Below are 12,425 nucleotides of genomic sequence, written 5' to 3' on the forward strand. Positions count from 1 at the left end.
TGTCCCTCTACTAGTAATACAGACTGGAAGGGGGGTTTTGCAACAAAAAACCCCCAAAAAAACCCTATGAAAGGGAAATTCCTACCTGTACTGAAGTTTTCTCTATTCGTTTGAGTAGCTTTTCCTTCCCTAAGAGAGGGAAAAGGATCGGCAACTCCAGTCCATGAGCCTTACCAGTAGCAGACACTCGTATCGGCATGAAAAGAGTCTTTCCCTTCTGCCCGGTAGTCTCACCTGCTTTGGCCATTAAACCTTTATAATCCTCATCGGTTTTCGGTTCCGAATTCCGTAGTAGCTGATAAAAAGTTTCTACAACTTTTGGAGAAGATTCCTGACCAAGAATTTCTTTCGCTTCTCCTTCTTCTACTTGGAGTTCAGAGACGAAGAACTCAGCGATATAATCCGGAGCCTGTCTGAGATTATCCAAATACACTCGTACGCTATCCACGATAGACTGTAGTTCAGGGCTCTTAGGATCTCTATACTCTATAGGAATATCGTTTCGATTCTCCATAAAGGGAGCTAACGCTTCCGTCACCTTCTCTATCGGAAGTTCGCGAATGAATTTGTTGGACAACCAATTCAATTTGGACTTAGGGTTCATCGCTTCTGCGATCTGATCCAGGCTGGAGAAATTGGTTGCGACCTCTTCTTCTCCTTTAGGTTTTTTGAATACATCAAAAGTAGAAGGAGACTTGGAACAACGATGTACATCGAATGTCTTTGTTAGAATATCTCCCGGTAAGAACTCTTGTCCGTCGGGAGAGGTCCAGCCAAGCAAAGCCATATAATTCAAGAATGTTTCTGGCAAGTATCCCAGATCACGGAAGGCTAAGATAGAAGTCGCACCTGCACGCTTGGAGAGTTTCTTTCCGTCCATTCCCACGATCTCGGATGCGTGAGCAAACTCGGGAACAGGAAAACCTAAAGCCTCATAGATCAGGATTTGACGAGGAGTATTGGAAAGATGTCCCACACCTCGGATCACATGAGAGATCTTCATGAGTCCGTCGTCCACTACCACAGCATAATTATAGGAAGGAAACCCGTCCGACTTCACGATAATGAAATCACCGATCAACTTAGTCTCAAATTTCACTTTTCCTTGGATGATATCGTCGAAGATAAGAGTTTTGGATGGAGTACGAAAGCGAACCGAATACGGAACTCCGGCGTTCAGCTTCTCCTGTACTTCTTGCTCGCTCATATTCGCGTGCAATCCGTCGTACACATAAGGCACACCCATAGCCTCGGCCTGTTTCTTCTTAGCCTCTAATTCTTCTTGGGTGCAAAAGCAACGGTACGCTTTTCCTTCGGAGATCAGCTTTTCCGTGTATTCTTTATATATAGAGATCCTTTCGGATTGGATATAAGGACCGTGAGGACCGCCGGCTCCTGGACCCTCATCCCATTCTATCCCCAACCATTTCAAGGATTCTAGGATGGTCTTAAAGGATTCTTCGGTAGATCTGGTTTGATCCGTATCTTCTATCCTTAATAAAAACTTTCCGCCTTGGGCTTTTGCGTATAAGTAATTGAAAAGAGCGGTCCTTGCACCGCCCACATGAAGGAAACCCGTAGGAGAAGGTGCGAACCTGGTTCTAACTTCCTTATTTTCTGGCATTGTCGTAATCTTTTAAGAGGATGATTGGATAGTTCTTCAAATCGGCTCTTGCGGTAAACGGATTATTGCCGTTTGCATCGTAAAAATGGGTCTTTACCAATTCTTCCTTATCGGTCCTTTTTCGATTCAATAGATTCTCAGAGACGAGTAGATCTTCGGGGAGAATGCCCCAAGCCCAACGTACGCCCCCTTCTTCTTTGAAGATCCAAACCGGCAATCCATCTTGTGTAAAGGGAAGATAACGAAAGATCTGATTTCTATAGTCGTAGTCCGCATACGGGAAACTCATTCCTAAAGGATGAGTATAATCTGTAGAAAGACTACTTCTTCGATTTCTAATATTCTCCCAATTCAAAGTGAAATCCTTTCCGAGAGAACGATATTCACGAGCAACCCAAGCGATCCCTTCCGGAAGAAAATCGAACACGATCCCCCAATCCGAGATCGTAAAATATTTAGGAGAAGAAGTACCTATCCCAGGACTCATCGAATCTCCTTCCCAATTCCATGAAGAGACAGATTGAGGAAGAAAGAAAATTGTCTTAGGATTTTCCGCATCTCCCTGTTCCAAGCGAGTTGCTCCCGTATAAACAGCAGCCTTGAAACTCAGCTTAGGGAAATACATCCCTTTGGGAAGAGAGCCTTGGAATTCTTCTTTAGTTTCCCAGAGGTCCACTTCCCCACTCCAAACTTTTTCTTTATTGGGAAGGGTTTGCACTACTAGATAACGCAGATGTCCCGGCTGGCTTCGATAGGATTCCGAGTTCTGAGAAATAGAGCTTAGGTTCCAGAAGATCCGAGTGCTAGGCAGGTCCTTAGGAGATAAGGGTTTATTTCCTCCCAATCCGGAGAGAAGAGTACAGGACTCCAACAGTACAAGGCAGAGTAAGATCCGGATCGAAGAGCTTACGGAAAAATAAAAATGAGACTTTAGTTCCAAGGATATACTGCCGGAAAAGGGGATTTCTTGAAAAACTCTCGGTTTTAGGCCGAATCTTCAAGGAAAAACCGGGAAATTTTCTTTCCTTATCGGCGTTTCCCAATGAGAAAGTAAGAAAGTCTGTGATTCGGTCTGTCGCATTATAAAAAGAATGTACAGATTCGAGCGATATTTTAAAAGGTTGACAGTAAAACCGTCCTAAAATCCTTTGGCAATAAAAGTCCTATGAAAGATTCCAATAAATCAGGCAAAGAGAACTTCCCAAAAATAGCTTTTGAGGATCAGGTCAACGACGATCAGCGGAAATATTCCCGCTACGTCTGCGATTCTAGAGCAATTCCTCACGAAATCGACGGCCTGAAGCCTGTTCAAAGAAGGATTCTTTGGGCAATGTGGAATTCAGACGCGAGAAACAGATTCACTAAGACCGTAAAAGTCGCAGGTCTCGCTATGGGATATCACCCTCATGGGGACCGTTCCATCCAAGACGCTCTTTCTCAGATGGCTCAGGACTTTACATTCGCGAATAATCATCCTTTAGTCGCTGGAGAAGGTACTTTTGGAGACGTATTGGATCCGGGAGCCATCGCTTCTCCTCGATACACAGAGGTAAAGCTTTCTGACTTCGTAAAGGATCTGGGATTCTTTGAAAGCTTACCCGATATAGATTACGTTAAAAACTACGACGAAACGGAAGATGAACCCATCCACTTCGTAGGAAAAGTTCCTATCGTTCTATTGAACAATATTATGGGAATTGCAACCGGTTTCCGTTGTTTTATTCCCGGACATAAACTTTCCGCAATCATCAATTCTCAAGTCAACTATCTCAAGACTAAGAAGCCTCTTCCTTTAAAACCTTGGTACAAAGACTATAAAGGCGAAGTGAAGATGGCAAAGACCGAGGCGGGGAATATCACGATGACTACCACCTTCGGTTTTACTTGGGAAGGTGATACCCTCTATCTTACCGATGCTCCTATGAACTGGAATAGGGAGAAGGTGATCAATCTTCTGGATGATATTCTGGAAAGAAAAGACTCTTGGCTGAAAGACTATGTGGATCATTCCAGCCAAACCTTCCGTATAGAATTGAATTATAAGAAGGGAGAAAAACCGAGCGCGAAAGAAATCGCTGCGGTAATCTCCAAAGAAGATACCCAAACTCTCGCAAATAACGTGATCACGTATGACGGACGTTTGAAGAATTTCGGGCCGGAAGAGATCATCAAAAGATTCTGCGATTTCCGCAAGACCCACCTGATCCGCAGATTCAAGCGTTTGGCGGGTTTGGAAGAAGAGAAGATCGCAAGAAACTCCGAATTGATCCGTTTTATCAAAGAGAAATGGAACGAGAAAGTAATCGATATCAAATCCAAAAAGGATTTCGAAGAGAAGCTCCAAAAGTCTAAATTCGTCTATTATGAATGGTTGGCTTCCATTCCCATCTATCGGATGACCTTGGAAGAAGTTCGCAAATGCGAAGAAGCCATCGTAGAAGCTAAGACTGCCCTTTCCAGATACCAGGGCTTGGTCAAAGAAGATAAAAAATTAACCGAATTCATGATCGGGGAATTAACCGAACTCAAGGATAAATGGGATAAGGAATGAGTACTGCCAAAACCAAAACCGAAAAGAAGCCCGCAGCAGCTAGCGAACGGAACTTCAAGAAACTCTCCAACGTAGAACACGTAAGGATGAGGACCGGAATGTGGTTGGGACAAAATTCTGCATCCACATTCGAGCAGCATTTTTTCCGCAAGAATACAGACGGAATGTACGAGATCGTACATGAGGAATTAGAAGACGTTCCTGCCAAGCTAAAGTGTTTGGACGAGGCTTGCATGAACGCGGTCGACGAATACCGCAAGAACCAAAAAGACAAATCTATTCCTGAAAAGGATAAGATGTCCAAGCTGATCATCCAGCTTTCTTCCGACAAAAAAACCGTAACTGTTTCCGATAACGGCCGCGGGATCCCCGCTAAAAATGCGGAAGGCGTATATCTCCACCTGATGTATGGAGAGAACTTCGACGATCATGTCAAACAAGACCATGTCGCCGGACAGAACGGAGTGGGTATCTCTCTCGTAAGAATGGTTTCTTCCTATTTCAAGGTAAAGACTACCAACGACGGAGTTACTTTCAAAAAGCTATTCTCTCTTCACGAAGACGCAAAGAAGCAAATACGTTCTTATAAGCTCTCTAAAGAAGATACTGAAAGGGTTTTCTTATACTTCGACGAGCACGGAAAATTCGAGGATTGTCCTCTTCTTACCAAGGATCAGATCGATAAGCTCCAACCTATTTGCAAAAAAACGAATATGATCGAAGCGATCGAAAAAGGAACAAAAGAAGATCACGGAACTTCCGTGGAGTTCGAGTTAAGTCCTAAGTATTTCAATAATCTGGACGTTTCCTTTAACGTAGATCTCATGAAGCAATATCTGCAAGATATCGCTATGACGAATCCTGGCCTCGAAGTGCAATTCGTTCATAAGGGAAAAAAGGATAAGTACAAGTTCAAGAAAGGTTTGGAAGAGATCTTCTCTCATTCCGAGCTGACCTATTATAAAATGGATTATCAGGCTCCCGCTGCCGGAACCCAACTTCACCTAGAAGCGTATCTGGTGATCGGACAGAATAAGAACCTGACTTGGGTGAACTCTATCTTTGCTCCACAAGGCGGTTCCGCGATCGAGTATTTGGAAAACAGACTTTGCGATGAGATCCGTAAGAAAAGCCAGATCGTTTCTCTCGAGAAGAAGTTGAAGACGAGCTGCACTCGTAACGACGTCCGGAACTGTTTCCACATGTATGTGAACATGAGGCTCTTAAACCCTCGCTTTAAGTCCCAGGATAAATCCTATCTGATCAACGACTTGAACGAAGACATTCGTAACGCAGTAGATAAGCATCTGGATAAATTCATCAAGAAAACAGGCCTCTTGGAAGAAGTAAAACTCCAAATGGAAAAGAGAACCCAGCTCAAGGCTTTCGAAGACGCACAACGCGGATTGAAGAAGGCGAGCAAGATGAATATCCCTAAGCTCATGCCTCCTACCGGAAAACCAAACGATCCGGGTCGAGTATTATTCGTGGCGGAAGGAGACTCGGCGATCGCAGGTCTTCGCCCAGCTAGAAATCCGAAATTGCATGGCTTATTTCCTTTAAGAGGAAAGCCCATGAACTGCAAGGGAGTTTCTCTCGCAAAGGCAATCGCTAACGAAGAGTTAAAGAACATAGTTGCGATCCTCGGACTTCCGTTGGACCAAAAAGTAAAATCCATAGATGAGCTGAATTACGAAAAAGTAAGTATCATTACAGATGCGGACTTTGACGGATACGCGATCCGTTCACTCATGCTTTCTTTCTTTTATGAGTATTGGCCGGAACTATTCGAACTAGGTCTGATCCATATTTCTAGCGCGCCTCTCTACGAAGTAGATGTGAAAATGGGAGATGCAAAGAAGTCGGAAACTGTCTTCTGTATCGATGATAAAGACTACGATGCTTTGATCAAGAGAGTGGAAAAATCAGGCGGTCAGGTCCTGCGTAAAAAACGGAACAAGGGATTGGGAGAAACAGGCAAGGAAGCAATGAAGTTCGCGGTGGATGAATGTATGACCAAGATCACCATCGGGAACAAGAAAGAGGCTTCTAAGATCCAAAACCTTTGGTTTCACAAAGACTTTGCAGAACAAAGAAGGGATGCGATCTCCGAATACGCAATGAGTGTGATCGAGGACTAAGATCCTTCTGGACCCGGGAGCACTCCCGGGTTTCTATTTAAATTTAGTTTTTCGAAGTAGGATGGATCACTAAGAAACTCGTGCCTTCATTGTCGCCAAACGAATTTATCTCATCCTTTCTATCTTTTAAGATCTTATAGCAAAGTCGATAAAAGGCAAGCTCTCCATCAATTAAACCAAATTCACCGCTCGGATCGCGGAGCTGAGAGCCGCTTCGATCGTACCCGTAATCTCGCCGGTATGCTCTCCTGCGAAGAGGATCCGATCGAAAGGCTTTCTCAATATAATTTCAGATCCGAAGCTTCCTGGTGGAAAGATCGCAATCCCGTTCGGAACGTATTCTCCTTTGGATTCGGTAAAATATATTTTTTGGATCTGCAGATCGTTCTTCAGTCCCAGCCTACTTAAGGTTAATCGAATATACTCGACCTTCTGATCTTGGTTGGCAGAATCGAATACGGAAAATCTATCTCCACTTGCAATAATCCCCAATACCTTATCCGATCCGTCGGATTTTGTTCCGGCATCGTACAGGAACTGAGCCGCAGCGTCGGAATGAACAGAGAAAGGAGTAGAATCCCAAGGAGCCTCTTTGAGCACTAAGAATGTCTTGAATATCTGGGAGTATCTTACTCTAAGAGCGGCGAGTAGCTTTTCCTTATCCAAACCTGGATTCCATTTCACTTTAGAGATCTGGTTTACAGGCAACGTGCAGATACAATTGGAACCGGTGAATTTCCTTCCTGAGGCAGTGCTCACCGTTACCCCATTTGCATCCTGATCCACGGAGAGAACCGGATCGGAAAATACGAACTCTGTATTCTCGATATTGAGCACGAGAGTCTTGGCTAAATTTTCCATCCCCCCTTCTAAGCGGCTATTGCGTTTGGGGAATTGTGCCAGATCTCCTAGCACCTTCTCTGCAGAAAGAACTCGAATACCATCTCCATAATGTAATGATAATTTATGGTTTAATAATACCAGATCCTCCGCAGAAATGCCTTGGTATAGAAGATAATTATAAATGCTGATCCGATCCAACTCTTGTTGTTGGGTCGTATTGAGTTTAGAATTTTGTGCTACTAGTTTGCTTAAGGTATCTTGGGCCTCAGGACTCATATCCCAAGCGCCTGCTTTCTTATAAGTTCCTAAGAATAGATCCGGCTGTAAAGGAGCAGATTGCAATTTCAATCCCAACTCTCTTACTAAACTACGCACCGTCTTGTCCTCGGAAGAAACCCATTCCCCGCCTAAGTCCACTACGTTCCCGGAAGGATCGGTAACGGACCGTACCCTTCCTCCGACTCTATCGGTAGCTTCTATCAAAGTGACTTTGCTTCCGGTCTTTCCTAATAGATAAGCAGAGTATAATCCGGCAAGACCGCCACCTAAGATGATGACTCTTTTTCCTGAGCTAGTACCTTGTGCTCGGATCTCTCCTTTACGTGTTCCTAGTAGTGCTGCTGCCGTTAAGACTCCGGCCTTTAAGAATGTAGATCGACTGAATTTCATCGCATGTCCTCGAGAGAGTCTTCAAACGGATCCTCTGATCTTATTTTCGGTCATAAAGAAAGATCTTTCTCTCACTTTTTAGGAAACCATTCTCTTAGAAAACGGTCCAGGTTTTTGCCTTGCCAATGAAAGTATCGAAACAAAACCTGGTACTACGCTTTCAGGGAGGAAGTTGGGTGTAAATCCCACGCTGACCCGCAACTGTGATGTCCATCTTTGGATGGAATAAGCCAGATCTTCCCCGCGATACAATAAACCTCGAGGTTGGGGTGTATCGTAAATCTCGCCTACCAGCGCATCCGCGCTTCTGCGAGGGGGCCCCGAAAGCGATGTCGGGGCTCTCGAACGGAAAAGTAGATCTTTTGTTTAAGGAACGAATCGACTAAACCACTTCAGGTGGCTATGTCGGATAACGTATCATTCTTTGCTAAGCTCTCTTTCTCCCAGATTCCGACGAAATCAGGAGAATAAAATGAAAAAAATCAACAACTCGTTCACGACGATCTTAGTGCTGATCGCCATTTCTCTTTTTAACACTGGATGTTTCGAACCAAGCTCGGGCAATTCTGACGAAAATGTTCTAGGATTAGTCGCTTTAAGTACGATGAATCCGATCGCAGGTAATTATTCCGCTTATAACGGAACTCCCGATTTTCCTGGAGATTCTTACAGTGCAGATGGATCCCAAATCACCGGTGAATTAGCAATATCGAATACACTAGTTGCGCAGACATTTATCGATGCAACTTATGGAAATAGTTATCTCTACGGGATCATCAAAGAGATCAACGTTGCTAAACAAGTTGTCTATGTTCAATTCAGAGCTGATTCGAGTTACTCCCAAGGAGACTTTGCTTGGTACAGATGGACGAATAACGGCGGTTATCTGTATCTTTGCCCCGACCTCTCCGGAGTTTCTTCTCAAACTACCTTAGCTTCAGCTAAAGCGGACGATCTTGATACGTATTCCGATCCTACAAATATCAATGCTGGTTGCGGATTGAATAGCGGCTTTAGTCCGACTTTCTGGACCAGATTGCAGAAGAACTGATCTCCATTTTGTGTTAGTGAGGACAATGAAATGAATACTTTTAAATTTATGGTCTTCTACATTTCGCTCTGCTTGATCCTTTCCAATTGCGGAGGATCGGGAGGAGGAGATGAGGCTGCAGCGCTTGCACTTCTTGGAAATTCATCCGCTCCTGCTTATTCTAGTCCTTGTGATTCCTTAGTTCCTGAAACAGGCAGAGGTGTTTTTGTCGCGGACCAACTCATCTCTGCTCCCGGAAATACCGGTATCGGTTATAAAAACGCAAACTGTGCAGCGGATGGGGTCCGAGGCCAGGGAGAATTCAACGGCTCCTTGGACGTTTATACTCTGGCTGCGACCGGAAGCGGAGCCTCCATCATTCTGGGTTGGTCCGGAGGGAAGGTGCAACCTTCTACTGGGATCGATTTCATCGTATACGAGAATCCATTCTTCGTCGGAGTCCAAAATAGTTCCAATCCGTTCAATGCGGTTTTTCTAGAACCGTTGATCGTTGAAGTCGGGAATGATCAGACGAATTGGTGTGGCTGGAACCCGGCATATACCAATTCCGATCCCTATACATTCTCGAATAACCCTACATACTGGAATCGTTTTGCGGGAATTACTCCTGTAGCTTATAACCAAGATTCGAATCCGATGACGGTTGCTGAGGTATTCGACACGGATATAGTGAACGGAGGTGGCGGCGGGGATGGTTTCGACCTATCTGACGCTAACTTTGGTGACAGTGGAAGCGGTTGCGATAGCACCTTAAAGAGTAATATTCAAACAAATGGATTTACTTACATAAAGATCTCCGCTGCCAAAACCATTCTCAGCTCTTTGCCTATAGACAGCGCTCATGCCAATCCAGATATCGACGGAGTCGCCGCAAAATCGGTTAGTCCTTAATTAAAAATTTATTATATGTGAAAAACTGTGATCAGACCTAAAGAAGTTCATCAATTGGATTTAGACAAAACATTACGCCATAAGATCGATACTAAGACCAAGCCACTAGGAGCTCTAGGTAGGCTGGAAAACCTCGCGTATCAGATCGGAACCATTCAGAATACCGTTCATCCTGTTTTAACCGACCCTCATCTGCTTGTGTTTGCAGGAGATCACGGTCTGGCTGATTCGGGAGTTTCCGCTTTCCCAAAAGAAGTTACTTACCAAATGGTATTGAACTTCCTGAACGGAGGCGCAGCGATCAATGTCTTCTGTAAACAACATGATATCAGCCTACTTGTGGTAGATGCCGGAGTCGCAGGAAATTTCGAACAGGCACATCCGAATTTTATTTCCGCAAAGATCGCATCAGGAACTCGTAATATTCTAAATGAACCCGCAATGACAAGAGAAGAATGCGAAGAAGCCATCCGTATCGGAGGAGAGATTGCCAAGACCAAGGTTCCTTCTTCTTGTAATGTAATCGGTTTTGGGGAAATGGGGATCGGAAACACTTCTAGTGCGTCCTTACTCGCTTCCGTATTCCTGGATCGTAGCGCGGAAGAAATGACGGGAAGAGGAACTGGTCTTGACGACCAAGCTCTCTCTCGCAAGAAGCAGATCCTGACCCAATGTAGGGAAAAACATCCGGTCAATGCAAAGGATCCGATCGAAGTCCTTTCTAAATTCGGAGGATTCGAGATCGCTATGATCTGCGGTGCCATGCTTTCATCTTTCAAAGAGAACCGCTTAATCATAGTAGACGGTTTTATCGCGAGCTCCGCCTTCTTAACCGCGTTTAGGATAGAACCTAAGATCGCTCGAAACGCTATCTTCGCTCATAGATCTTCCGAGCAAGGCCATAAGCTTATCTTGGATTTCTTCGATGCGGATCCGATCTTGGATCTGGGTCTTCGTTTGGGAGAAGGTACAGGCTGTGCACTGGCATATCCGATCCTAGAATCTGCCCTAGCTTTCCTAAGAGAGATGGCAAGTTTCGAGTCTGCCGGAGTGTCCGAGAAAAAGGAGTAAGGCGAGAGTAAATTCTCGCTGCTATTCTATTCGGGAAGTTTAATCTCGGATCTGCATGCTAGGATTCATTCGAAAAGAGCTGATCATTTTTCTTACTTCGGTACGATACAACACTCGTATTATCGTTCCCGCTTGGGTGGAACATTCGGAAGAATATCTTAGCTCTTCTTCTCGTTATTTTCCTTTAGTAGGATGGATCGTCGCATTCCTATCGGGTCTGGTTCTTTGGATCGCGAATCTTTCCCTACCTTGGGACGTTAGTGTTGTACTTTCCATGGCCGCATCCGTTTTGATCACGGGTGCCTTTCACGAAGACGGATTCACGGATGTTTGCGACGGATTCGGTGGAGGTTGGACCAAATTAAAGATCCTTGATATAATGAAAGATAGCAGGATCGGAGCCTTCGGAACGATCGGGATCATTTTAGTTCTTCTATTAAAATTTACTTGTTATAGATCTATGAGTGATTTCAGTATCGAGATCTTGTTTATTGTAATACTCGCATCTCACTCTTCTAGCAGATTTTGGGCTCTCTTGATGACGAAAGCACTCCCGTATGCAAGAGAAGACGAGCTCTCTAAGGCAAAACCGATCGTAAAGCAAATGAGAACATCGAATGTGATCATCGGGTCTATCTGGGGGTTCTTACCTTGGCTAGGGTTTTTATATATTCCGAGTATTCCCTCCAAGTTGGCGCTAGGATTTACGATCCTTCCTTTTTTGCTCCAGGCATTTGGTTTTTTGTATCTTCGAAATTTCTATAAACGTTGGTTAGAAGGTTATACCGGAGATTGTCTAGGAGCAGTGCAACAAGTAACTGAAATCCTCTACTTGATCGGGATCTTATCCGCATGGAAATCATTCTAATACGTCATACGACACCGGAAGTAGAGCCCGGCACTTGCTATGGAAAGACTGATCTTGGTCTTCCTTCCAGCTTTGAAACAGAAGCGGAGAATGTTCTAAAACTATTACCTTCTCAAGTGCATTCGATCCGTACGAGTCCGCTCTTTCGTTGTTATAGTCTAGCCGAGTTTATCAGCAAGAAAATGGAATCTTCTTCCTTCTCTCCTGCTTGGAAGGTGGATGATAGGATCCAAGAACTTAATTTCGGGGAATGGGAAGGCCGTCTTTGGGAAGACCTCCCTCGCTCGGAAACCGATCCTTGGATGGAAGATTATGTAAACATAAGACCTCCTTCCGGAGAAACATACAAAGAACTACAAGCGAGGATCTCATTGTCCTGGTCGGATTCCCTACAAGAAGGAAGGGCCTGGGAAAGACTCAAGAAGGAAGAAGGAGATCCTTCTGAATATAAAGAGATCTGGTTAAGCCACGGCGGCCCAATTCGATGTACGACAGCTCTTGCGCTGGGGCTTCCCTTGGAAAATTCGTTTCGCTTGGTACTTGAATACGGTTCTGTCTCCAGCCTGCGTATACGCTTCGGAGAGTCGGAATCCTATCCTCAACTATGCTACTGGAATAAAAAAACAAAGGAATAATCATCTGACATAAGTTGGATCTTAGCGTTTCGCCTAAGGGAATATTCCTTTTCGCCGATAAGAAATTTAGTCGGCCGTACT

At 44.5% G+C, this 12,425-nt stretch carries 10 protein-coding genes and 1 riboswitch; of the genes, 7 read left to right on the forward strand and 3 right to left on the reverse strand.

Annotated features, from left to right (window positions below; translation table 11 throughout):
* Window positions 1-64: 64 nt before the first annotated feature.
* Window positions 65-1,624 carry a glutamate--tRNA ligase gene (gltX, locus tag EHO57_RS11410; protein WP_135644640.1) on the reverse strand — a complete coding sequence of 520 codons (1,560 nt, stop codon included), beginning with the start codon at window positions 1,622-1,624 and terminating at the stop codon, window positions 65-67.
* Window positions 1,611-2,564: an LIC_13346 family putative lipoprotein gene (locus tag EHO57_RS11415; protein WP_246050655.1), complete on the reverse strand. Its 954-nt coding sequence runs from the start codon at window positions 2,562-2,564 to the stop codon at window positions 1,611-1,613. The genes gltX and EHO57_RS11415 overlap by 14 nt, the downstream gene beginning before the upstream one ends.
* 225 nt (window positions 2,565-2,789) lie before the next feature.
* On the opposite strand from EHO57_RS11415, the gene EHO57_RS11420 reads away from it, so the two are divergent.
* Window positions 2,790-4,175 (forward strand): DNA gyrase subunit A, encoded by a 1,386-nt coding sequence (locus EHO57_RS11420; protein ID WP_135644638.1) that lies wholly within the window; start codon window positions 2,790-2,792, stop codon window positions 4,173-4,175.
* Entirely contained in the window at window positions 4,172-6,316 is a 2,145-nt protein-coding gene (locus tag EHO57_RS11425; RefSeq protein WP_135644636.1) for a toprim domain-containing protein, read from the forward strand. The genes EHO57_RS11420 and EHO57_RS11425 overlap by 4 nt, the downstream gene beginning before the upstream one ends.
* A 171-nt stretch (window positions 6,317-6,487) precedes the next feature.
* Here EHO57_RS11425 and EHO57_RS11430 read toward each other — a convergent pair whose 3' ends face one another.
* Window positions 6,488-7,828, reverse strand: coding sequence for a flavin monoamine oxidase family protein (locus tag EHO57_RS11430; protein WP_135644634.1), 1,341 nt, complete (start codon window positions 7,826-7,828; stop codon window positions 6,488-6,490).
* Between the two features lie 150 nt (window positions 7,829-7,978).
* A riboswitch (adenosylcobalamin (AdoCbl) riboswitch) is annotated at window positions 7,979-8,110 on the forward strand.
* Window positions 8,111-8,300: 190 nt separating this feature from the next.
* Between EHO57_RS11430 and EHO57_RS11435 the strand changes: the two genes are divergently transcribed.
* From EHO57_RS11435 to cobC, 5 genes are read left to right on the forward strand one after another with little or no spacing between them, the layout of a single operon-like run.
* Window positions 8,301-8,879, forward strand: coding sequence for an LIC13354 family exoprotein (locus EHO57_RS11435; RefSeq protein WP_135644632.1), 579 nt, complete (start codon window positions 8,301-8,303; stop codon window positions 8,877-8,879).
* Between the two features lie 30 nt (window positions 8,880-8,909).
* The gene (locus EHO57_RS11440; protein ID WP_246050656.1) at window positions 8,910-9,770 is read left to right on the forward strand and encodes an LIC_13355 family lipoprotein; all 861 of its coding nucleotides are present in this window, start codon (window positions 8,910-8,912) and stop codon (window positions 9,768-9,770) included.
* A 27-nt stretch (window positions 9,771-9,797) separates the two neighbouring features.
* Entirely contained in the window at window positions 9,798-10,841 is a 1,044-nt protein-coding gene (cobT, locus tag EHO57_RS11445; RefSeq protein ID WP_135644630.1) for a nicotinate-nucleotide--dimethylbenzimidazole phosphoribosyltransferase, read from the forward strand.
* A gap of 55 nt (window positions 10,842-10,896) precedes the next feature.
* Window positions 10,897-11,709 carry an adenosylcobinamide-GDP ribazoletransferase gene (locus EHO57_RS11450; RefSeq protein ID WP_135644628.1) on the forward strand — a complete coding sequence of 271 codons (813 nt, stop codon included), beginning with the start codon at window positions 10,897-10,899 and terminating at the stop codon, window positions 11,707-11,709.
* Entirely contained in the window at window positions 11,694-12,344 is a 651-nt protein-coding gene (gene cobC / locus EHO57_RS11455) for an alpha-ribazole phosphatase family protein (RefSeq protein WP_135644626.1), read from the forward strand. Before EHO57_RS11450 ends, cobC begins: the two co-directional genes overlap by 16 nt.
* Window positions 12,345-12,425: the final 81 nt, after the last annotated feature.

It is taken from the genome of Leptospira langatensis, assembly GCF_004770615.1.
GTDB lineage: Bacteria > Spirochaetota > Leptospiria > Leptospirales > Leptospiraceae > Leptospira_B > Leptospira_B langatensis.